This is a genomic window from Bradyrhizobium zhanjiangense, from assembly GCF_004114935.1.
Taxonomy (GTDB): domain Bacteria; phylum Pseudomonadota; class Alphaproteobacteria; order Rhizobiales; family Xanthobacteraceae; genus Bradyrhizobium; species Bradyrhizobium zhanjiangense.
On sequence record NZ_CP022221.1, the window covers coordinates 464,875 to 486,979 of the forward strand.

At 65.6% G+C, this 22,105-nt stretch carries 19 protein-coding genes and 1 tRNA gene; 12 read left to right on the forward strand and 8 right to left on the reverse strand.

The window, feature by feature from the left end; translation table 11 throughout:
• Window positions 1-70: 70 nt before the first annotated feature.
• Together XH85_RS02250 and acs are read right to left on the reverse strand one after the other, a co-directional pair.
• On the reverse strand, window positions 71-586 hold the full coding sequence (locus tag XH85_RS02250; protein WP_128930552.1) for a L,D-transpeptidase: 516 nt from the start codon (window positions 584-586) through the stop codon (window positions 71-73).
• 370 nt (window positions 587-956) lie between these two features.
• Window positions 957-2,903 (reverse strand): acetate--CoA ligase, encoded by a 1,947-nt coding sequence (acs, locus tag XH85_RS02255; protein ID WP_128930553.1) that lies wholly within the window; start codon window positions 2,901-2,903, stop codon window positions 957-959.
• A 401-nt stretch (window positions 2,904-3,304) separates the two neighbouring features.
• On the opposite strand from acs, the gene XH85_RS02260 reads away from it, so the two are divergent.
• A complete protein-coding gene (locus XH85_RS02260; RefSeq protein WP_128930554.1) occupies window positions 3,305-4,474 on the forward strand; it encodes a DNA topoisomerase IB in 1,170 nt (389 codons plus the stop codon).
• A 109-nt stretch (window positions 4,475-4,583) separates the two neighbouring features.
• Here XH85_RS02260 and XH85_RS02265 read toward each other — a convergent pair whose 3' ends face one another.
• Window positions 4,584-5,039 (reverse strand): SRPBCC family protein, encoded by a 456-nt coding sequence (locus XH85_RS02265; RefSeq protein WP_128930555.1) that lies wholly within the window; start codon window positions 5,037-5,039, stop codon window positions 4,584-4,586.
• Window positions 5,040-5,140: 101 nt separating this feature from the next.
• Here XH85_RS02265 and XH85_RS02270 point away from each other — a divergent pair, with 101 nt between their 5' ends.
• Complete coding sequence (locus XH85_RS02270) at window positions 5,141-6,235, forward strand: adenylate/guanylate cyclase domain-containing protein (RefSeq protein ID WP_164939324.1); 1,095 nt, start codon at window positions 5,141-5,143, stop codon at window positions 6,233-6,235.
• Window positions 6,236-6,307: 72 nt separating this feature from the next.
• On the opposite strand, the gene XH85_RS02275 is transcribed toward XH85_RS02270, so the two are convergent.
• From XH85_RS02275 to tsaD, 3 genes are read right to left on the reverse strand one after another with little or no spacing between them, the layout of a single operon-like run.
• Window positions 6,308-6,721: an EVE domain-containing protein gene (locus tag XH85_RS02275; protein WP_091882779.1), complete on the reverse strand. Its 414-nt coding sequence runs from the start codon at window positions 6,719-6,721 to the stop codon at window positions 6,308-6,310.
• Window positions 6,722-6,724: 3 nt separating this feature from the next.
• Window positions 6,725-7,705: an NAD(P)H-dependent glycerol-3-phosphate dehydrogenase gene (locus XH85_RS02280; RefSeq protein ID WP_128930557.1), complete on the reverse strand. Its 981-nt coding sequence runs from the start codon at window positions 7,703-7,705 to the stop codon at window positions 6,725-6,727.
• Between the two features lie 2 nt (window positions 7,706-7,707).
• Window positions 7,708-8,781, reverse strand: a complete 1,074-nt coding sequence (tsaD, locus tag XH85_RS02285) for a tRNA (adenosine(37)-N6)-threonylcarbamoyltransferase complex transferase subunit TsaD (RefSeq protein WP_128930558.1) — start codon at window positions 8,779-8,781, stop codon at window positions 7,708-7,710.
• A gap of 151 nt (window positions 8,782-8,932) precedes the next feature.
• Between tsaD and XH85_RS02290 the strand changes: the two genes are divergently transcribed.
• The 5 genes from XH85_RS02290 to XH85_RS02310 all read left to right on the forward strand — a co-directional run bounded on the left by XH85_RS02290 (window position 8,933) and on the right by XH85_RS02310 (window position 13,515).
• A complete protein-coding gene (locus XH85_RS02290) occupies window positions 8,933-9,679 on the forward strand; it encodes a uroporphyrinogen-III synthase (RefSeq protein WP_128930559.1) in 747 nt (248 codons plus the stop codon).
• A gap of 72 nt (window positions 9,680-9,751) precedes the next feature.
• On the forward strand, window positions 9,752-10,993 hold the full coding sequence (locus tag XH85_RS02295; protein WP_128930560.1) for a COG4223 family protein: 1,242 nt from the start codon (window positions 9,752-9,754) through the stop codon (window positions 10,991-10,993).
• 35 nt (window positions 10,994-11,028) lie between these two features.
• Window positions 11,029-12,801 (forward strand): heme biosynthesis HemY N-terminal domain-containing protein, encoded by a 1,773-nt coding sequence (locus XH85_RS02300; protein ID WP_128930561.1) that lies wholly within the window; start codon window positions 11,029-11,031, stop codon window positions 12,799-12,801.
• Between the two features lie 100 nt (window positions 12,802-12,901).
• Window positions 12,902-12,977 (forward strand) — tRNA-Thr (locus XH85_RS02305).
• Window positions 12,978-13,140: 163 nt separating this feature from the next.
• A complete protein-coding gene (locus XH85_RS02310; RefSeq protein WP_128930562.1) occupies window positions 13,141-13,515 on the forward strand; it encodes a hypothetical protein in 375 nt (124 codons plus the stop codon).
• A 67-nt stretch (window positions 13,516-13,582) separates the two neighbouring features.
• Here XH85_RS02310 and XH85_RS02315 read toward each other — a convergent pair whose 3' ends face one another.
• A complete protein-coding gene (locus XH85_RS02315) occupies window positions 13,583-14,632 on the reverse strand; it encodes a polysaccharide deacetylase family protein (protein WP_128930563.1) in 1,050 nt (349 codons plus the stop codon).
• A 254-nt stretch (window positions 14,633-14,886) separates the two neighbouring features.
• Between XH85_RS02315 and XH85_RS02320 the strand changes: the two genes are divergently transcribed.
• Window positions 14,887-15,210, forward strand: coding sequence for a hypothetical protein (locus XH85_RS02320; protein WP_128930564.1), 324 nt, complete (start codon window positions 14,887-14,889; stop codon window positions 15,208-15,210).
• Between the two features lie 166 nt (window positions 15,211-15,376).
• A complete protein-coding gene (locus XH85_RS02325; protein ID WP_128930565.1) occupies window positions 15,377-15,592 on the forward strand; it encodes a cysteine rich repeat-containing protein in 216 nt (71 codons plus the stop codon).
• 106 nt (window positions 15,593-15,698) lie between these two features.
• Here the strand turns inward: XH85_RS02325 and XH85_RS02330 are convergent, their stop codons facing one another.
• The gene (locus XH85_RS02330; protein WP_128930566.1) at window positions 15,699-17,387 is read right to left on the reverse strand and encodes an MFS transporter; all 1,689 of its coding nucleotides are present in this window, start codon (window positions 17,385-17,387) and stop codon (window positions 15,699-15,701) included.
• Between the two features lie 136 nt (window positions 17,388-17,523).
• Between XH85_RS02330 and XH85_RS02335 the strand changes: the two genes are divergently transcribed.
• The 3 genes from XH85_RS02335 to XH85_RS02345 are packed head-to-tail and all read left to right on the forward strand — an operon-like array spanning window position 17,524 to window position 21,756.
• Window positions 17,524-18,897: a hydrolase gene (locus tag XH85_RS02335; protein ID WP_128930567.1), complete on the forward strand. Its 1,374-nt coding sequence runs from the start codon at window positions 17,524-17,526 to the stop codon at window positions 18,895-18,897.
• A 34-nt stretch (window positions 18,898-18,931) separates the two neighbouring features.
• Entirely contained in the window at window positions 18,932-20,296 is a 1,365-nt protein-coding gene (locus XH85_RS02340; protein WP_128930568.1) for a cytochrome P450, read from the forward strand.
• Window positions 20,297-20,346: 50 nt separating this feature from the next.
• Entirely contained in the window at window positions 20,347-21,756 is a 1,410-nt protein-coding gene (locus XH85_RS02345) for an adenylate/guanylate cyclase domain-containing protein (protein ID WP_128930569.1), read from the forward strand.
• The last annotated feature ends 349 nt before the right edge of the window (window positions 21,757-22,105 follow it).

The window sequence follows — 22,105 nt, forward strand, 5'->3', positions numbered from 1 at the left end:
CGATGACGATTCATCCTGATCTCGTCGCGCTTTAGACGCGGCTTTCGCAATCCTCTCCCGATCTCTTCGATCAGCGCGTCACGACCACCGTCGTGCCCACGGAGACGCGGCCGTAGAGATCGGTGATGTCGTCGTTGAGCATGCGAATGCAGCCATAGGAGACGAAGCCGCCGATCGAGCCCGGCACGTTGGTGCCGTGGATCGCATATTCGCCGCCGGCCAAGGTCATCGCCGCGACGCCCATCGGGTTGCGCGGCGAGCCGCCCGGAATGACGTCGGGAATATTCGGCTTGTCGCGCTTCACCTCGGCAGGCGGCGCCCAGGCTGGATTGAGATACTTGCCGTCGATCTTCGTCGTGCCGGCCCATTGCTTGCCGGCCTTGCCGACGCCAACCGGATAGCGCACGGCGTGGCCGTTATCGAGGATGAGATAGAGCCGGCGCTCGCTGGTTTTGACCACGATGGTGCCCGGCGAATAGTCGGCGAGGTGCGTCCCGACCATTTCCGGCCGCGCCTCGGCCGCGGTCGACATCAAAACCCCAGCCCCGATGGTGGCGGCCAGCGCCACCGCAATCCTCATCGACATCGATGCTTCCCCTTGCCCCAAACGGATCGTCCAGAAATTTACGCAGAACCCGGCAATCGCGGCTTGCCCAGATATTCTTAACCGCGCTCGTTAACCGGATGGTTTCCACGCGCGGCCGCCAAGGGCCAGCCGGCACGGGAACAAAGGAAATGTTCGAAATAAAGTAAATGACCTGAAAACAACACTCGGCGGGAAAGCCGCGCAGGTCCCGGGGCGCACCCTGACGTATGCGTGAGGATGTGAACGGCTGTTATTTCAGGAGGCGTTAGCGAACCCGAGCGCAGCTAGGTCTCGTGTCCCGGACAAGGCGCGGTGCGCAGCGCACCGCTGAAGAGCGCGCTGCGCTGCGTCCGGGGCACGGAGCCGCTTCCTACGCCGACTTCCGGTTCTGCCGGTTCTTGACGAGGTCGTCGACCACGGCCGGATCGGCCAGCGTCGAGGTGTCGCCCAGGCTGCCCGGCTCGTCCTCGGCGATCTTGCGCAGGATGCGGCGCATGATTTTGCCGGAGCGGGTTTTGGGCAGGCTAGGGGCGAACTGGATCTGGTCCGGCGAGGCGATCGGGCCGATCTCCTTGCGTACCCAGGTGACAAGCTCCTTGCGCAGATCGTCGGTCGGCTGGACGCCGGCCATCAGGGTGACATAGGCGTAGATGCCCTGGCCCTTGATGTCGTGCGGGAAGCCGACCACGGCAGCCTCCGACACCTTCTCGTGCGCGACCAGCGCGCTCTCGACTTCAGCGGTGCCCATGCGATGGCCGGAAACGTTGATGACGTCGTCGACGCGGCCGGTGATCCAGTAATAGCCGTCGGCGTCGCGCCGGCAGCCATCGCCGGTGAAGTATTTGCCCTTGTAGGTCGAGAAGTAAGTCTGCTCGAACCGGGCGTGGTCGCCATAGACCGTGCGCATCATGCCCGGCCATGACCGCGTGAGACAGAGGTTGCCCGTCGTCTCGCCTTCGAGCGTCTTGCCGTCGGCATCGACGATCTCCGGCACCACGCCGAAGAACGGCAGCGTCGCCGAACCCGGCTTGAGCTTGATCGCGCCCGGCAGCGGCGTGATCAGGATGCCGCCAGTCTCGGTCTGCCACCAGGTGTCGACGATCGGGCAGCGGTCGTCGCCGACGACGCGGTGATACCACTCCCAGGCTTCCGGATTGATCGGCTCGCCGACAGAGCCGAGCAGGCGCAGCGAGGCGCGCGAGGTTTTCTTCACCGGTTCGTCGCCGCCCTGCATCAGCGCGCGGATCGCGGTCGGCGCGGTGTAGAAGGTGTTGACCTTGTGCTTGTCGATGACGTTCCAGAATCTGGAATTATCGGGATAATTCGGCACGCCTTCGAACATCAGCGTGGTCGCGCCGTTACAGAGCGGTCCGTAGAGAATGTAGCTGTGGCCGGTGACCCAGCCGACGTCGGCGGTGCACCAGTAGACGTCGCCGTCGTGATAGTCGAAGACGTATTGATGCGTCATCGCGGCATAGACGAGATAGCCGGCGGAGGTGTGCAGCACGCCCTTGGGCTGGCCGGTCGAGCCCGAGGTGTAGAGGATGAATAGCGGATCCTCGGCGTGCATGTGCTCGGCCGGGCACTCCGTCGTCACCATCTTGGCGGCGTCGTGATACCAGAGGTCGCGCGTCGGGTTCATGTCGACCTTGCCGCCGGTGCGCTTGACTACGACGACCCAGTCGACGCCGTCGGTCTTGGCGAGCGCCGCGTCGACATTGGCCTTCAGCGGCACCTTCTTGCCGCCGCGCAGGCCTTCGTCCGCAGTGATGATCACCTTAGATTGGCAGTCGTTGATGCGCTGGGCGAGGCTGTCGGGGGAGAAGCCGGCGAACACCACGGAATGGATCGCGCCGATCCGCGCGCAGGCCAGCATCGCGTAGGCGGCCTCAGGGATCATCGGCAGGTAGATGGTGACGCGGTCGCCCTTCTTGACGTTGCGGGTGCGCAGGATGTTGGCCATCCGGCAGACCTCGTCGTGCAGCTCCTTGTAGGTGATGTGCTTTGACTGCGAGGGATCGTCGCCTTCCCAGATGATCGCGGTCTGATTGGCGCGCTTGGCCAAATGCCGGTCGATGCAATTGTGCGCGACGTTGAGGACGCCGTCCTCGAACCATTTGATCGAGATGTTGCCGGGCGCGAACGAGACGTTCTCGATTTTCGTCGGCGTCTTCATCCAGTCGATGCGCTTGGCCTGCTCCGCCCAGAAACCGTTCGGGTCCGAGATCGAGCGCGCGTACATGTCCTTGTACTTGGCCTGGTCGACCCAGGCGCGCTTCGCCCACTCTGCCGGTACGTCGTAGATCTTCTCGGACATGCTTTCCCTCCACATACGGCAGGCCGAACGCTGACGCCTGGCGAGCCGACTTGATCATTGAATGATTATGCGTCGGGCTAACCGGACCCGACAAGGAGCACAAGCTGGACCTTCGGCGGGCCGCCGGCCATGCGGAGGATCAAGCCCACCTGGGCGACTGTCGCAGATATGAAACAGGCCGGGGGCCGGCTTTCGGGCCTTTCTCCCACTCTCCGGAACAGGCCCGCGCGGGGCGCCACGCGGCCGACGGAGGTATTTGGGAACCTTTCCTCACTGATTCGGGACTCGCATTACGGTTCGGAACACCCTAAATGGCCAACCCGGGACCCCAACGAGGCTCCTGGAACAAAAATCAGAACAATCGCATTGATCGATAACAGGCAGGGCTAAGGCGTAAGACTATGATGGATCAGCAGAATCTCGGGGCGATGCAGCCCGCTTCCGCCGATCCTGCGGCCATTGCCCTCGCCAAAGCCCTCGGACAATGGCCGAAACCGGCCAGTTTCAGGCGTCTCAGCCCCAAAAAGACCTTCGACACGACACCGGCGGCGACGGTCGAGGCGCTCGCCAAGGGGCTGGGCCTGCGGCTCGGCGACCAGAACGAGCTGACCATCCGGCGCATCAAGCGCGGCAAGGGCTATTCCTTCGTCCGCCCGAACGGTGCGCATATTCGCGACGCCCGCACCATCCGCCGGCTGCACGCCATGGCGGTGCCGCCGGCCTATCGCGAGGTGCGCTACTCCGCCGATCCGAGCTCGCATCTCCAGGCCGTGGGACGCGATGCCGCGGGCCGGCTGCAATACCGCTATCACGCCGACTGGGAGAAGGTCCGCGAGCACCGCAAGGCGCATCGTCTGGAGAAGCTTGTCGGCGCGCTGCCAAAGATCCGGCGCAAGGTCTCGGCGTTCCTGTCGGGCGACGAGCCGACGCGTGAATTCGCGCTCTCGGCCGTCATCGAGCTGATCGCCCGCACCGCGATCCGCCCCGGCAACGAATCCTATGCCCGTCTCAACGGCACCCGCGGCGCCACCACGCTGCTCAAGTCCAACGTGACGCTGGAAGATGATTGCTTCGTGCTGACCTTCAAGGCGAAGGGCGGCAAGGCGGTGCGGAAGGAATGCGACGCGGCCAAGCTAGTGCGCGCCATCGGCATTTTGCGGGGCGTCCCGGGTAAGCGCATGTTCCAGTATCGCGACGCCTACGGCATCGTGCGCGCGGTCAATACCACGCAGGTGAATGCGTTTCTGCGCGAGATCGCCGGCATCAAGATCTCGCTGAAGGATTTTCGCACGCTGATGGCGTCTGCCGTCGTCGTGGAATCGCTGTCGCGGATCACGCCGGCGACCAGCCAGCGCGGCCGCAAGAAGCAGGTGCTGGACGCGATCCGCGCCGCCGCCGACCAGCTCTCCAACACGCCGGCGATCTGCCGCAAGAGCTACGTCCACGACACCATCGTCACCGCCTTCGAGGACGGCATTCTCGAACGCTTCGCCGCGACCATGAAGGGTCAGCGCTCGCAGGCGAGGCGCGAGCAGCTTCTGGCCCAGGTGGTGGCGACCGCGGCGGTTTAGCGTCGCGCTTCCGTAGGGTGGGCAAAGTGGAGCGTGCCCACCATTTCTGCTGCGGTGTTGGGATAGATGGTGGGCACGGCGCAAGTGCGCCTTTGCCCACCTACAGTCCCTACGACTTCTCGGACACGCCCTTGTCCGGACCGGGATCGCCGCCCGCGGCTGCCGTGGTGAGCCGTTCCAGATAATGCGCCCAGCCCTTTGCATGCGCGGCCGCCTGCTCTTCCGTCGGCAGCCCGCTATGGGTCATCCGCATCAAAGTGCCGCCGTTGTGCTCAATCAGGTCGATCTCGATCAGGCTCGAGCCGGGCGGCACCTCCTGTCCGCCCTCCCAGCCGAACGTGTAGGCGAGACGATGCACCGGCACGACCTCGCGGAAGGCGCCTCGGGCGACGCCGCCGCGCGGGCCGACGCCCTTCAGCAGATAGAGCCCGCCGGGATGCGGCTCCGTGGTCGCGTCGGAACCCATCCAGCTCAAAATCTTCTCAGGGTCGGTCAGATAGGCGAAAACAGTCGCGCGCGGGGCGGCGATCTGGGTCTCGCGTCGCACTATGAACGGTTCGGTCATCGGCGATCATCCCTGGGCTGACACTCGGACATGGCGGCGCCAGCGCGGTCCGTCAAGGATTGCCCGTGACAAAGACGGCGTGCCTTCGTCATGATCGCGCCATGCAGCTCTCTCCGACGCTCGCCTGGCTTGTCGACGCCGCCTCAGATAGTCCTGGGGCGGACCGCCTGCTTGCGGAACTCGGCGCCCATCTGGTTGCTGATGGCGTGCCGCTTGCGGCGGGCGCCCTGACGCTGGAGGTGCCGCACCCGCTGATCGCGAAGCGGACCTGGTTGTGGCGCGCCGATAGCCGTCGGGTGATCGAAGCGCTCGGCTTTGCGCCGGGCGGGCTGGCACCGGACCCGCCCAACGATGCCGGCCGCCGCTGGCTGCGCGACATTGCGGGCGGTGAGGTGCATGAAGATATCGTCGGACGGCCCGATGGGCCGCAGCTCGGTTGGATCGGGCCGCGCCCGTTCACCGCAGATGAAATCGAGCAGCTGCGCCAAGCCGCACGTTTTGCCGCGACGCCGCTCGCCGTGCTCGCCGCGCGTGCCACGCTGCGGGCGACGCTGGACGCCTATCTCGGCAAGCGCAGTGCGGAGCGGGTGCTGGCGGCGCCGCTGCGACGCGATCTCGGCGAGACCATTCAAGCCGCATTGCTCTATGCCGACTTGCGCAACTTCACCAGCTTGTCGGAGACCAATCCGCCGGCCGATGTCATCGCGGCGCTCGATGCATGGTTCGACCGGATCGCCGGCGCCGTTCACGCCTTCGGCGGCGAGGTGCTGAAATTCATCGGCGACGGCGTACTCGCGATCTTTCCCGTGATCGAGGCGTCGCCCCGCCGCGCCTGCGATGCCGCTCTGCGCGCGGCAGGCGCGGCCGAAGCCGGGATGGTGTATCTCAACGCGGAGCGCCGCGGCCAGGGCTTGCCGCCGCTCGCGTTCGGTGCCGCCCTCCATCTCGGCGAGATGCTCTGGGGCAATATCGGCGCCGCCAACCGGCTCGATTTCACGGCGATCGGTCCCGCCGTCAATCTCGCCAGTCGGCTCGAAGGACTATGCAAGCCGTTGGGGCGGACCGTGCTCGTATCGGGCGCGCTCGCCGCAGAGACGGATACGCCCCTCATCGCGCTCGGATCGCATTCGCTGCGCGGCATTGCCGCGCCATGCGAGGTTTTTGCGCTGCCGGAGACGCAAGCTCGGACGTCGTAGCCGCATCAGCGCAGCGATATGCGGATCGATCGGTCCCGGATGTCGCTTTCGCTCACCCGCGCTACGCACCGACTAGATCCCACCCATCTTGCAGACGAGCTTCCACTCCTCCGCCGTCACCGGCTGCACCGACAGGCGCGAATATTTCACCAGCGCCATGTCTGCGAGCTTCTTCTCGGCCTTGATCGCGGCCATCGTCACCGGCGTCTTCAAGGGCTTGTCGGCCTTGATGTCGACGCAGACGAATTTCTCCGTCTTGTCGGTCGGGTCCGGATAGGCCTCCTTGATGATCTCCGCGATGCCGACGATCTCCTTGCCCTCGTTGGAATGATAGAAGAACGCCTTGTCGCCCTTCTTCATCGCAACGAGGTTCTGGCGTGCGGTGAAGTTGCGCACGCCGGTCCAGGCTTCGCCCTTGGCGCCCTTCGCCACCTGCTGGTCCCAGGACCACACCGAAGGTTCGGATTTCACCAGCCAGTACGCCATGTTTCATTCCTCTGCCTTGAAGGGGCGCGTCAACAGCCCCGAGATCGCGGCGTCAATCGTGCTCCGGCCGCTCAGGATCGAAGCGACCGCTTCTGATACCGGCATCTCGATGTTTTGCGAAGCCGCAAGCTCGATCAGCACCGGCGCGGTGGACTCGCCCTCGGCAAGCTTGCCCGCGGGCGGGTTCTCGCCGCGGCCCAGCGCGAGGCCCAGCGCGAAATTACGTGATTGCGGGCTCGAACAGGTCAGAATGAGATCGCCGAGCCCGGACAGGCCCGTGAGCGTCTCGCTGCGCGCACCAAGCGCGCGACCGAGGCGTGTCAGCTCGGCAAAGCCGCGGGTCGTCAGCGCGGCCTGGGCCGAGGCACCGAGCTTGCGCCCGACCGCGATGCCGACCGCAATCGCCAGCACGTTCTTGGCCGCGCCGCCGATCTCGACACCTCTGATATCAGTGGAATGATAGGGACGGAATGTCGCCGAGCCGAGCGCCTGCACCAGGCCGCTGGCCAGCGCTTCTTCCTTCGCGGCCAGCGTTACCGCGGTCGGCAGGCGGCGCGCGACATCGTCGGCAAAGCTCGGGCCGGACAGGATCGCCGGCTGCGCGCCCGGTGCGGCTTCGGCGATCACCTCAGTCATGAATTTGTGGGTGCCGTGCTCGATGCCCTTGGCGCAGGCGACGACGGGGACCGGCTTTGCAATGCGCGAGGCCAGCAGGTTGACCGCGCCGCGCAAGTGCTGCGCAGGCGTTGCGATCAGCAGCATATCGGCACGCGCGGCGAGCGCCAGATCGCTCGTCACAACGATCTCAGGAGCGATCCGCACGCCGGGCAGCCGCGGATTGTCGCGCGTCGCGGCAATCCGCGTCGCATGTTCGGCATTGCGCGCCCACAGCGTCACGTTCCGTCCTGCCCGTGCCGCCACAGTTGCCAGCGCCGTGCCCCAGGCGCCTGCTCCGATCACTGTGATGGAGTCGAACGCGGTCATTACTAGAATCCTGCCCGCGTGTTGCCGTAACCTGCCGGTGCCGTCGCGTTGGCGTCGAGCAGCCAGCGTGCGCGGGGCTGCGCCTCCATCGTGTCTGTCATGCCGAGCGCGAGGCGCTCGGCGCCGGCCCAGGCGATCATCGCGCCGTTGTCGGTGCAGAGCGCGGGCGGCGGCATGATCAGCTGGGTCCCAGCTTGCTGCGCGACATCGAGCAGGGCGCCGCGGATCGCCTGATTGGCGGCAACGCCGCCGGCGGCCACGAGTGCGCGTGGCCCGCCGAACTGCTCGCGGAAAAGTTTTAGACCGACGCTCAACCGGTCCGCCGTCGAATCCAGCACGGCGGCTTGAAAGCTCGCGCAGAGGTCGCTGATGTCCTGCGGCGTGAGCTCGGCGATGCGGCTCGCTTCGTTGCGGACCGCCGTCTTCAAGCCCGACAGCGAGAAATTGGCATCGGGGCGCCCCTGCATCGGGCGTGGGAAAGCGAAGCGCATCGCATCGCCGCTTGCCGCCGCACGCTCGACCTGCGGACCGCCGGGATAGAGCAGGCCCAGCATCTTCGCGACCTTGTCGAAGGCCTCGCCAATGGCGTCGTCGACCGTGGTGCCGAGCCGCACATACTGGCCGACGCCAGTGACGGCGACGATCTGGGTATGTCCGCCCGAGGCGAGGAACAGGCAATAGGGGAATTCGATCCCGTCGGTGAGACGCGGCGTCAGCGCATGCGCCTCCAGATGGTTCACCGCGATCAGCGGAGTGTCGTGCACCATCGCGATCGCCTTGGCGGTGGTGAGCCCGACGATGACGCCGCCGATCAGCCCCGGCCCCGCCGCCGCGGCGACACCGCCCAGCTGGGCGAAGCCGACGCCGGCCTCACTCATGGCGCGGTCGATGATGCCGTCGAGCAGATCGACATGGGCGCGGGCGGCGATCTCCGGCACCACGCCGCCGAAGCGTGCGTGCTCCTCGACCTGCGACCGCACGATGTTGGACAGGATCTTGCCGCTGCCGTCAGGCGCACGCTCGATCACGGCCGCGGCGGTTTCGTCGCAGGTGGTTTCGATGCCCAATACCAGCATTGGCGAATTGTTATCCAATTTGCGCCCTTGCGCTCATCCGTAAAGCAGAGTTCTGGTACGTCCGGTAGCATTCCGGGGCTGGCTTGCGCAATCGTCACGCGCGGCCGTCCTCGCGAATGCGCCACCGTCACGTGGTTCGGGAACACCAGCGATGTCCATTCTTGTCACACGACCGCATCCCGACAATGAGGCGACGGCGGAGAGTTTGCGCGCGCGGGGGCATGTGGTGCTGCTTGCGCCGGTGCTCAAGTTCGAGCCGGTCGCCTTTCATGACGAGAGCGAGACGAACTATAACGGCGTCATCGTTACATCGGCCAATGCAATCCGTGGCGTCACAGCGCAATTGCGGGACCTTGGTTTGTTGGAGCTGCCACTGTTTGCGGTCGGCGAGCACACGGCTACTGCGGCACGCGACGCCGGCTTTGCCGACGTGATCGTCGCCGGTGGCGATGCGGCGGCCTTGCGCGACAAGGTGGTGCAGAGTGCACGCGACAAGGTGCTGAAGAAAAAGAGCACGCTGCTTTACCTGGCGGGTGCGGATCTGTCGCGTGACCTCGGCAACGAGCTCGGCGCCGAAGGATTCAATGTGGTCACGCAGACCACCTATCGCATGGCTCCGGTCAAGTTGCTGCCGCGCGAAGTTTGCGACGGCTTTGCCGCCCATGGGATTGAGGCGGTGCTGCACTATTCCCGGCGCAGCGCGCGGGCGTTTCTGGATGCGGCGCGGGACGAAGGTGTCGAAATCTCGGCGCTGGCGATACCGCAATGCTGCCTGTCCGAGACGGTTGCCGGCGTGCTGCGCGAAGCCGGCGCGTCGCAGGTTCTGGTGGCGGCGACGCCGGACGAAAATGCCCTATTCGACACCTTGGAGCGTGCTTTGCGCACCCGTTTGGCGTAAGAGGTCGGGCCGAATCCGACGCAATCGGATCCGAAGGATCTGTGCAAGGTATGGATGTGAGGAACCGTCACGATGGTCGATGACAAGCCTGAAGACGCAGGATTGGCCCCCGACAGCGGTCGTGCCAAGCGCACCCCGCCCACCATCGACCTCGAGGCGACCGAAGTCTCGACCCAGCCGCCGCAGGCGGCGGGCGAGCCCGAGGCTCAGGCGGCGCCGGAGCGCGCCGAGACCGAGTCGTCACAATCCGAGCAGGTCAAGTCCGAGCCGGCGGATGCTGAGCCGGAGCGCGATGAGGCGCCGGCCACCGTTGCATCCGCGCCCGTCTCTCCGCCGATTTCACCCTGGGTCGTTGCTCCGCTCTCCGGCGCTGTCGCAGCGGCAGTCGTGATCGCGGTCGGCTGGATGCTGGGCTGGCCCGCCGTGCAGGCGCCGCCTGCCGCACCGCAAGTCACGAGCGCGACGGTCGATGCGCTCAGCGGCCGCGTTGCCGCGGTCGAAGCCAAGGCCGCCAAGCCGGTCGCCGATCCGGCGACGGCGGCGCGGATCGACGCGCTGGAGAAGTCCGTCGGCAGCCTGCGCAGCGACATCGCCAATTTGCGCGCGCAGTCCGACAAGGCGGCGAATGCACTGAACGACGTGAAGTCGGCTCCAAGCGCTGCCGCGCCCGATCTTAGCGCTCTCAACGACCGCATCGCGCAGCTCGAACGCGCCGGCAGGACCGAGCGGGCCGAGCTCGCGCAGCAGGGCGAGAAGATCGCCGACGCCAAGACGATGGACGACAAGCCGCTGCGCCATGTGGTGGCGGCGGCCCTGCTCGACGTCGCCGTTCGTCATGGCGATCCCTATCAACAGCAACTGGCCGCGGCGCGGTCACTGGCGGCCAAGCCCGATATGCTGAAGCCGCTCGACATCTTTGCTTCCTCCGGCATCCCGACGCCGGTCGCGCTGAGCCGCGAGCTTCTCAACATCGTGCCGAAATTGTCGCCGCCGGCGGAAACCCAGACCGGCGGCAGCGGTATCGTCGAGCGCCTCCAGGCCGGCGCATCGAAGCTCGTCCGCATCGAACGCACCGACGGCGTCGGCAATGATCGCGGTGCGATCGTGACGCGTGTCACCGCGGCGGCGCTACGCAACGATTTTGCGGAAGCACGTCGCGAGCTGAAGGCGCTGCCGGAGGCCGATCGCACCGCGGCGCAAGTCTGGCTCGACAAGGCCGATGCCCGCGACGCCGCGCTCGCCGCGTCCCGCAAATTCGCCGACGATGCCATGGCGGATCTCGCCAAATCTGATCCGGTCAAGCCTGCTCAATAAGGTTCGCGCAACAATCGGCGCGTATAGAGATCACCATGCTTCGCATCGTCCTCTTTCTCATTCTGATCGCACTGGCGGCGGCCGGCGGAGCCTGGGTTGCCGATCAGCCCGGCGATTTGGTCCTGACCTGGGGCGGTCTCCGTGCCACGACGACGTTTCCCGGGTTCGTGCTCGGGCTCGGCATCTTCGCAACCGCAATCGTGCTGGTCTGGAGCATCCTGACCATGATCTGGCGCACGCCGGGGCGTTTGCGCCGCCGTCGTCATGAGAAGCGCCACGCCCGCGGCCGACACGCCATCACCCACGGCCTGCTCGCGATCGGTCATGGCGACACCGCGCTCGCCCGTCGGCATGCGGAAGCGGCGCGGCGGCATGCGCCGAACGATCCGCTCGCGCTGCTCTTGCACGCGCAGTCGGCGCAGCTCGAAGGCAATCGCGACGAAGCGCAGCGCGTCTTCCGCGCCATGGCCGAGCGTGAGGACACGCGGCTGCTCGGCCTGCGCGGCCTGTTCATCGAGGCGCAGCGCGCCGACGATGCGATTGGCGCCGTGATGATCGCGGAGGAAGCCATCAAATTGTCGCCGTCCTCGACCTGGGCCTCGCAGGCGGTGCTCGGCTTCCGCTGCGCGCGCGGCGACTGGAGCGGCGCGCTCGCGATCCTCGATTCGAATCTGTCAGCTGGCCTGATCAACAAACAGACCTATCGCCGGCAGCGCGGCGTCCTGCTTACCGCGCGCGCGCTGGAATTGGAAACCATGGACCGCGACGTCGCGCGCGAGAGCGTGATGGAGGCGATCAAGCTCGCACCGACCCTGGTGCCGGCCGCGGTGCTCGCCGCGAAATTCGAGAGCGAGGCGCATCAGGTGCGCCGCGCCATGAAGCTGGTCGAGGCCGCCTGGCTCACCAATCCGCATCCCGATCTCGCGGATGCCTATGCCCATGTGAAGCTCGGCGATTCCGCGCGGCAGCGCTTGCAGCGGGTCGAGACGCTCGCGGCCAAAACGCCTGCCGACAAGGCAGGTCAGATCGAGGGCCAGCTCGCGATCGCTCGCGCTGCGATCGATGCCTCCGAGTTCGCCCGCGCGCGCGAGGCGCTCGCGCCTTACGTCAACGATCCGACCCAACGCGTCGCGCTGCTGATGGCCGAGATCGAACGCACCGAGCATGGCGACGGCGGCCGTGCCCGCGCCTGGACCTTGCGCGCGGTGCGGGCCCGCCACGATCCGGCCTGGACTGCGGACGGCTATGTCAGCGACCGCTGGCGTCCGGTCTCCCCGGTCACCGGCCGTCTCGATGCGTTCCAGTGGCAGACGCCGGTCGCGAGCCTGCCTTCGGATAAGGGCGCCACGATCGAATCCTCGGCCTTCGAGGAGGCCATGCTGGCGGCCCCACCGCCGAAGCGGGTGACGGCGGCTGCCAGCGAAGCTCCGGTGGAACCGCCGGTGGCAGCCCCAGTGCCGGCGCCGGCCGCCCAGGACAATTCGCCCCCTCCGGCCAAGGAACCTGCCAAGGAAGCTGTCAGGGAAGCTGCCAAGGAAGAGCCGACGGTCACGCATTCGGAGCCGGCTGATCCGGCCCCCGCGCCCGTCGAATCATCGCCGCCCGCGGCAACGCCGGTGTTCCGGAGCCGGGCCGACCTCGGCAAACCCGGATCGGCCCCCATCCCTGCCGTGATCCCGATCGTCCGCGCGCCTGACGATCCCGGGATCGACGACGAGGGCCCGAGCGATGAATTTACGGAACAAATCGGCACGCCCAAGGCCCAGGCCGGCGGTTGGCGCGGATTCTGGTCCCGCTGGGGCGCGTGAGGCGCATTTCGCACCCCGCTTGTCCTTGCCAATTCGGGCCATGCCCGATATCAGGGGCGCGCGTATCGGGGCCGGCATTGTCCTGGCTCCGGCAGGGTTCGCCGCAATAGCTCAGTCGGTAGAGCACGTCATTCGTAATGACGGGGTCGGGGGTTCGAATCCCTCTTGCGGCACCAGCGCCTCGGTTCATCCGATCTCCGCAAGCCCGGCGTTTTGACCAGCACATCCAGCCTGCTTGAGCACACGGTGCAAGGGCACGGCAGCCTGCGTGATCATGATCACGTAACCTCAGGTGCGCTTCCCGTAACGTCCAGCCACGCCAACACGGGGAGATTTCACATGCGCAAGATCCTTTTGGTTGCCGCCATGCTCCTGGCCTCCGCGTCTGCCCAGGCAGGCGGGTCCCGCAGCCTGTCGCTGGTCGCGGCAGGCGAGCAGACCTCCGCGCCGCAAACCACGACGTCGGCGACCGCCACCGCGACGACGCAGCTGAGCGAAGTCGCGCCAGCCACGGAGGCTCCGAAATATTCCGATCGTCCGCCGGCCGTGTCGCTTTCTGCGCCGGCTGCGGCGACTGCTCCGGCCGTGACGACGCCCACGACGACCAAACCTGCCACCAAGACCACGGCAACAGCGGACAAGCCGAAGCACAAGCGCAGCTGGACCGAGCGCCGCATCATCAGCGAGCTGCACCGCCACGGCATCTACTGGTAAGCCGCTTGCCCAAAGCAAATGGCCGGGCGAAGGCCCGGCCATGCGCATATTGAAGCGGTGATCACGGTTATTGCGAAACCGTCTGCACCACGCTTCCGATCGGACGTGCGCTCGAAGTCGGCACCTTCAGGTCTTTCAGCAACGCCTCGTCATATTCCGGCAGCGTCTGGAAGGTCGTCTTGGCCTTCATCTGCACCACCTTGTAACCGCCGGCCTTGAGCCGCGCGAGCAGGGCCGGCAGGGCTTCGCCGGTGTGCTTCTGGAAGTCGTGCATCAGGATGATGCCCTTGCCGAGCTTGTCCAGCCTGGTCATCACGGTCTCGACGATCTTCTCCGGCGTGGCGCCCTTCCTGAAGTCGAAGGAGTCGATGTCGGTCGAGAACATCGCGACGTTGCGGGTGCCGAAATAGGTCACCATCGCCGGATTGTGCTGAAGCTGCGGGAAGCGGAAGAACGGCGCCGGGTTGGTGCCGAGCGCGAATCTCACTGCGCTGAAGCCCTTCTCGACCTCGTCCTTGACCTGTTGCTCGGTCATCTTCTTGCTGTTCAGGTTGACATGTGACCAGGTGTGCGTGCCGACCGTGTGGCCCTGGGCCAGCACCTGGCGCAGGATCTCCGGATGATAGGTCGCGTGCTTGCCGACCGAGAAAAACAGGCCCTTGGTGCATTCATCCGCAAGCGCCTTCAGCACGGCGGGCGTGTTGATCGGCCACGGACCGTCGTCGAAGGTCAGCACGACCTCCTTTTCAGTGAGGAAGTCGAACTGCTTGAAGTGCTCGAAGCCGAAGCCGGGACCGCCTGTGGTGTCGATCTCGACCACCCGGGCAACGCCCAGCGCGTTCGGATTGGCGCAGGCCTGTTTCTGCTGCACCGGCATGGCGGGAGCGGGCGCAGGTGCCGGAGCAGCTCCCGCTGGCTTGGCCGCGATCGCCGCGGTGGTCTCGACGTCATCCTTGGCAGCGAGCTTCGCCGGTGCCGGCAATGGATCGGCGGCACGGGCGGCAACTGTCTTGGGGGCGCCCTGATCGGCGCGCGCGGAATAATAAAACCAACCGCCGGCGGCAATCACGACCGCCGCAACTACACTGGCCAGCATCAGGCCCAACGCATTACGCATCGCTATTCTTTCCAATTACGCAACCAAACCGGCGGAATTTCCCGCGCGACGAGCCATTAATGCGAAGGAACAGTTAACGTGACACCAACGCGACAGCGGCTGCGGAGGAATTTCAGCGAGGTGCGCCAAAGTGACGGAGGTCACAGAGGCTGTGCCTGCCGTGACTGTCATCACAGTGGAAACCGTTTTGCCGGAGCATCGTAGTTCCCATCAACAACGGGCGCCGTTCCGACGGCCCCCAATGGGAGCTTCAAATGACCAAGTCTTTTTCTGCCAAGTCTCTTTCTGGCAAGTCCCTGACCACCAAGATCCGCGATACCAGCCTGGCCTTGGGCTTTGCCGCCATCGCGTCGATCGTCTCGGCGACCTCGAGCTTCGCCTTCACTGCGGAGGCGCAGCAGATGTGCACCGGCGATGCATTTCGCCTCTGCTCGGCGGACATCCCCAACATCCCGAAGATCACGGCGTGCATGATCAAGCATCGTTCTGACTTAAGCGCCGGCTGCCGCGCGGTGATGGACAAGGACCTCGCCAAGGGCGCCTCGCGCAAGGTCGCTGACGCACAGGACAAGCAGTAAGCAACACGATGATCGTTGCGTCGGTTAGCTCCCCTCGCGATGTGCTCCTGCATCAAGCCGGGGCCATGCGGCGGCACGTTGCAGCCAGTCAACAAAGTCGTTGCGGCCTCGGGATCAGCGCACTAGCTTCGCCCGCACATTTCTTCCGGGTAAGAGGCATTACGCGATGGCCAGATTTCTTTTCATTATTCCTTTGCTGCTGTGCGCATCGAGCGCGTTCGCGCAGCAGCAGCCCGGCCACGATGCCTGCGCGCGTGATGTCAGCCGCTTCTGCCGCGCCGTGATGAACAATGGCGATGGCGCCGTGCTCGCCTGCCTGAAGCAGAACCGCACCCGGCTGAGCAAAGGCTGCGACAAGGTGCTGTCGGATCACGGGCAGTAGTAGATTTCGTAGCCCGGATGGAGCGGAGCGTAATCCGGGGTTCTGTTTCCGCGGTGAGACCGTCCCGGATTGCGCTTCGCTCCATCCGGGCTACAGGTTGACAGACTTACGTGCTGCTCCCCGCCGCAGTCGCGACCACCGGCAGCACTTCGCTATTGGCGCGGTCCGGCGTCTCCTCCTTCCAGCGCACCGAGCCGAACGGACGTTCCAGCATGCGCCGGATCCGTACCGGTTCGGGGCCGATGTGGAAATCGATCGCTTGCTGATGCAGCGCGCGTTCGGATTGGGTCGAGCGGTTGCGCTGGCGTAAGTAGTCGAGCCAGGTCGGACAATGATAGCGCTCGGTCCATAATTCCGGATCGGCGATGTCGCGCGCGATCGACCAGCCATAGGCGCCGTTGCGCTGCCGGGAGAGCTGCACGTCCTGCATCACATTGTGGAAGGCGCGGGCATTCTCCCGGCTCACCCGGTATTCGATCTCGACCACCAAGGGCCCGCTGCGGCCGGTCAGCGACAGCTTCACCTCGGGATCGGCCAGCACCTCGGCATCCTCGTTGCGCGCGCCGACGCGTGGCATCGCCAGCCAGATGCCGATCAGCGGCGAGATCAGCATCAGTCCGGCCGCGACCAGGAGCGCGACCTCGACCCCGGCATAGTCGGTGAGATGGCCCCAGCCCCAGGCGCCAATCGCGATGCCGCCCGAAATTGAGGCCTGGAACGCCGCAAGCGAGCGACCCGCGACCCAGCGCGGCGCCGAGAGCTGCACGCCGATGTTGAACAGCGCCACCGCGGCCATCCAGACCGCGCCGGCCAGCACCAGCGCGGTTGCCGTCAGCACCGGCTCCGTGCTCAAGGCGAGCGCGGCCATCGCAAACGCCATCGAGATGGTGCAGGCGCGGATCGCCGCCTCGCCGCTCATGCGCTTGCGCAATTCATGGATGTTGAGCGCGCCGACCACCGCGCCCATGCCGAACGCGCCCAGCATGATGCCGTAGGTCTGCGCGCCGCCATGCAAGAGGTCGCGCGCGACCAGCGGCATCAGCGCCATCACGGCGCCGCCGATCAGGCCCATCACCAGCGTGCGCAACAGCACGATCTTGATCGGCGGCGAGTTGGTGATGTAGCGGAAGCCGGAGACCATGGCGCGGTTGAGCTTTTCCCGCGGCAGGCGCGAGGGTTCGGTGCTGCGCCGCCAGAGCAGCAGCACCACGAGCAGCGGCAGATAGAGGACCGCGTTGCAGGCAAACGCGGCGACTGCGCCGGCCGCGGCGACGATGACGCCGCCGACCGCAGGACCGAAGCTGCGCGCGATGTTGTAGCTGATGCCGTTCAGCGCCACCGCGGACGGCAGCGCATCGGGCGGCACCTGCTCGCTGACCGAGGACTGCCAGGCAGGTCCAAACAATGCATTGCCGCTGCCGACGACGAAGCAGAACGCCAGCAGCGTTTCCGGCGTGATCAGCTTGAGCCCGGCCAGGATGGTGAGCGCGGTGGCGCCGGTCAGCGCGATCGACAGCGAGACCAGGGTGACGATGCGGCGGTCATACATATCGGCGATGGCGCCGGCCGGCATCGAAATCAGCATGATCGGTAACATCAGCGCGGTCTGCACCAGCGCCACCTTGTCGGCGGAGGCCGCCATCTGCGTCATCGCCCAGGCGGCACCGACGCCCTGGATCAGGAGGCCGAGATTGGAGAGCAGGCTAGCGAGCCAGATGCGCCGGAACACGGTGTATCGCAGAGGTGCGGTGATGCCCTCGGCGGCAATTCTCTGGCGGTTCGTCTGCTCGGTCATATCCCCTTCCATATCGGGTGTAAGAAGTGGTCTTGGCGATTCCGGCAAATTCAGTGATGCCTGCGAAAGTCCTTCGCTGTCCAGTGGTTAGGTCGCTATAAGCAGTGCAAAGAGGCGTTTGCCGGGGGAGGAACAGATGAAGCTGTCGCGACGGACGATCCTGCAAGGGGTCAGCAGCTTGCCTTTCGCAGTTGCGAGCTTGCGGGCCGGCGTGATGGCCCAAACCGCACCTGCCGTGACGCCAAGCACTGAGGTGCCGCCGATCCTGTTCGTCCACGGCAATGGCGACTACGACGCGCTCTGGGTGACGACCTTGTGGCGGATGGAGTCGAACGGCGTCGCGCGCGATCGCATGGCGGCGATCAATTTCACCGATCCGCTGGCGCGGAGCGACGACAAGGTCGAGCAGGCAGGCCGGTCCTCGACCGAGGACCAGCGCCGCGAGCTCACTGCCGCCATTGCTGACTTGAAGCGCCGCACCGGCGCGTCCCGCGTGGCGCTGGTTGGCAGCTCCCGCGGCGGCTATGCCATCCGCAACGTCATCAAGAACGGCGGTGCCGGCGATGTCAGTCACGCGATCTTGTGCGGCACGCCCAATCACGGCGTGTTTGCGACCGACGACCAGTCCAACAACGAGTTCAACGGCCGCGGCGCATTCCTGCGCGGCCTGAACGAGGGCGAGAGCGAGGTGACGCCGGGCACAGCTTTTCTCACTCTGCGCAGTGACGGCCTGGACAAATATGCCCAAGCCGACGGCCGGTTCATCGGAAAGCCCGGCGTTCCGACCGGTGTCACCGCCGAGGGGCCGGAGCTGAAGGGCGCCACCAACCTTGTGCTTGGTGCGCTCGATCATCGCGAAGTGGCGTTTCATCCGCGCGCTTTTCGCGAGATCTACAAGTTCATCGCCGGCCGCGAGCCCACGCGCATCGCGATCGTGCCGGAGCCAAGCGTGAAGCTGAGCGGTTTGGTCACGGGCACGCCGGGCGGCGTGTCGACCAACCGGCCGGTGGCGGGCGCAACCGTCGACGTCTTCCGCGTCGATCCTGAAACCGGAGAGCGCAACGGCGGGGCGCTGCACAGCTCAAAGACCGGTGCCGACGGCCGCTGGGGACCGGCGCAGGTCAATCCGGCCTGGTCACTCGAATTCGTCCTGGCATCGCCCGACGCGCCGACGACGCACATCTACCGCTCGCCCTTCCCGCGCTCGTCCGACGTCGTGCACCTGCGGCCCGCGCGCCCGCTCGGGCCGGCTGACAAGGACGCAGGAGCTGTCGTGATCATGTCGCGGCCGCGCGGCTATTTCGGCCTGCCGCGGGACGTGGTGCTGCTCGACGGCAAGGAGCCCGCCGACGTCAAACCGGGCGTGCCCACGGATGCGGCAGCAACCCTGCGGCTTCCGGCCAGCGAGGTCGGACGTAACATCGTGGCCCAATTTGGCGAAGAACGGATTGTGGCACGCGCCTGGCCCGCCGCCGAAAACAGGATTGCGATCGCCGAACTGACTTACTAGCTATTGACCTGCGTCACTTCTGCGGGAGCGAGCCATGAACATCGCCAGCCTGCGTCGGCCCCTCATCCCTCCGACGCCGCCGCGTGCGCCGGATGACATGTCGTTCTTTGGCAAGCTCGCGGTGATCCGCCAGAACATGATCGCGACCTGGGGACAGCGTGCCTATGAGGAAGACGTCATCCCGGGTCGCTTCTTTCTCCGCAACAGTTTCATCCTGAACCAGCCGGACGCGATCCGGCACGTCCTGCTCAGCAATTACGAGAATTATACGCGCACGCCGGCGGGCATCCGCATGCTGCGCCCCGTGCTCGGCGACGGCCTCCTGATTGCGGAAGGTCATTCCTGGACGTTTCAGCGCCGCACGCTCGCGCCGGCCTTCACGCCGCGCGCCACCGCAAATCTCGTCCCGCATATGACGGCGGTGCTCGACGAGACCATCACAAAGCTCGATACGCGAACCGGCGAGCCGGTCGATCTGCGCGAGGTCATGCAGCGCATGACGCTCGAGATCGCCGGACGCACGATGTTCTCGTTCGGCATGGACCGGCATGGCGCGACCTTGCGCAACTTCATCATGGAATATGCCGCACGGCTGGGACGGGCTTATTTCCTCGACATGGTGCTGCCCGTGTCCTGGCCGAGCCCGATGGATTTCGCACGGGCGCGGTTTCGCAAGCGCTGGACCGAATTCGTTGCCATGCTGATCGCCGAACGCCGCGCGGCCGGCAAGAAGGACGGCGCGCCGCCACGCGACCTGTTCGATCTCATGGACGAGGCGCGGGATCCTGAAACGGGCAAGGGCTTTTCCGACGAACAGCTCGTCGACGAGGTCGCGACCATGATTCTCGCGGGTCACGAGACCACGGCGACGGCGCTGTTCTGGGCGCTCTATCTGCTGTCGCTCGATCCTGACACGCAGGAGGAGGTCGCCACTGAGACCCGCGGCGAACATCTCGACAGCATCGCCGACATCGATCGCCAGAAGTTCACTCGAGCCGTGATCGAGGAGACGATGCGACTCTACCCGCCCGCCTTCCTGGTCGCGCGTGCCGCGCGCGATAGGGACAACGCGGCCGGTATCGAGATCGGCAAGGGCGATATCATCATGATCGCGCCGTGGCTTTTGCACCGGCACGAGAAACTGTGGGATCAGCCGAACGCGTTCATTCCAAAGCGCTTCATGTCGGCGGAGCCCGATCGCTTCGCATATCTGCCGTTCGGCGCGGGGCCACGCGTCTGCATCGGCGCGCCGTTTGCGCAAGCCGAATCGGTGCTGGCGCTGGCCCGGCTGATCGGTGCGTTCCGCGTCGAGCTTGCCGATACCGTTCCCGTGATCCCGCATGGCGTCGTCACGACCCAGCCGGACCACTCACCCATGTTCCGCATCACCCGTCGGTAACGGACCCTCGGCTGGCCGATGGCGTGATCCAGCTTAGACAGAGCCCCGCCATGAGCGACATCCAGGCCCAGTTTTCCGTTCTGAAGCAGACCGCCGATGCAAAGGTGGTCGATGCGATTGCGCGCCTCATCCAGGATGGCGAGGACCACGAGCTCAACCGCGTCAATGTCCTCGATTTCTCCCGGCATCACGGCCTCGACGAAGAGCGCGTCATCTCGGCTTTCCTGCATTCGGCCAGGCTCGGTCTGTTCGATCTCGGCTGGAACGTGCTGTGTCCGGGCTGCGGCGGCGTGCTGGGCGCTCACTCGACGCTCAAGGCGCTCAAGCCGGACGACTATCACTGCGCGCTCTGCGCCTGCGGGTACAAGGCGTCCGTCGACGACCAGGTCGAGGTCTCTTTCACAGTGAATCCGCGCGTCCGGCGCATCGCGGCGCACGATCCCGATACGCTTCCGGTGTGGGAATATTTCAAGCAGGTGTTCTGGAGCTCCGGGGTCGACTTCAACAAGGAATCGTTTGCGACGCTGGCCAACGAGGTGACGCTGGATACGATGGAGCTGCCGGCCGGCGAGAAGGCGACGATGTCGCTGCAATTGCCGAGTGATTTCGTCATCATCTTCGAGCCGGTGACGCACGCCGCTCATTTCATCGATGTCCAGGGCGAGCCGACCAAGGACCGTCAGCAGCTCGCCATCATGTACAACAAGGTGCAGGCCCCGACGGGGACGACGACCATGCGGCCGGGTCCGCTGCGGCTATCGCTGGAAAACCAGGCCGGTGTGCGCGTGTTGCCGTCGGTGTTTATCGCGGCCGAGGCGCTTCATCATCTCATCGGCAAGCGTAAGCCGTTCCTCACCGCCAAGCGGATGCTGTCGAACCAGACTTTTCGCGACGTCTTCAAGGCGGACAATCTCGGTCTCGACCAGCGGCTCCAGATCACCTCGCTGACGTTCCTGTTCACCGACCTGAAGGGATCGACCGCGCTTTATGAGCGCGTCGGCGATCTCGCCGCCTTCGATCTCGTGCGCGCGCATTTCCGCGCGCTGCTGGAGATCATTGCCGCCGAGAAGGGGGCGGTTGTAAAGACGATCGGCGATGCTGTCATGGCGACCTTCGTGAGACCTGAGCACGCGATTACGGCGGGACTGCGCATGCGTGCAGCCATGGATGAATTGAACAAGGAACGCGGCGCCAACGATCTCATTCTCAAGATCGGCATCCATGAAGGTCCATGTCTTGCGGTGATGCTGAATGAGCGCCAGGATTATTTCGGCCAGACAGTCAACATCGCCTCGCGCGTGCAGAGTCTGTCGACCGCGCAGGAAATTCACATCACCGGCCCGGTGCTCGATGCACCCGCGGTTGCTGAAATCCTTCAGCGGCGCGAGATCAAGCCGATCCAGAAGCAGGCCGCGCTGCGCGGCATCGCCGACAAGATGGTGGTGTATGAGATACCGTGAGGGATGCGGTCCTGCTGCTGCAATCCCCGTCGTTGCGAGCGTGGCACTATGCCTCTCCAACGTCGTCCTGGCGAAAGCCAGAACCCATACCGCGGAATCTATCGAGTGCGATAGGTCGTAGTACCGGACGGCTAGCCTTAGCGAAACGACGTCTTGGGGTAATGGGTCCTGGCTTTCGCCAGGACGACGTCGAAGGATGTGGCCCGCCTGCCTCACTCTGGCACCGAGGCGACAACAGATTGCCGAAACGTAATGCAGCGCGCGGAACTGAAGCACGTTGCGCCGGTTAAGTTTCCCGCTCATATAATGCTGGTAACGGCCGCACCCCTCGCGGCGTCATCGATCTCGG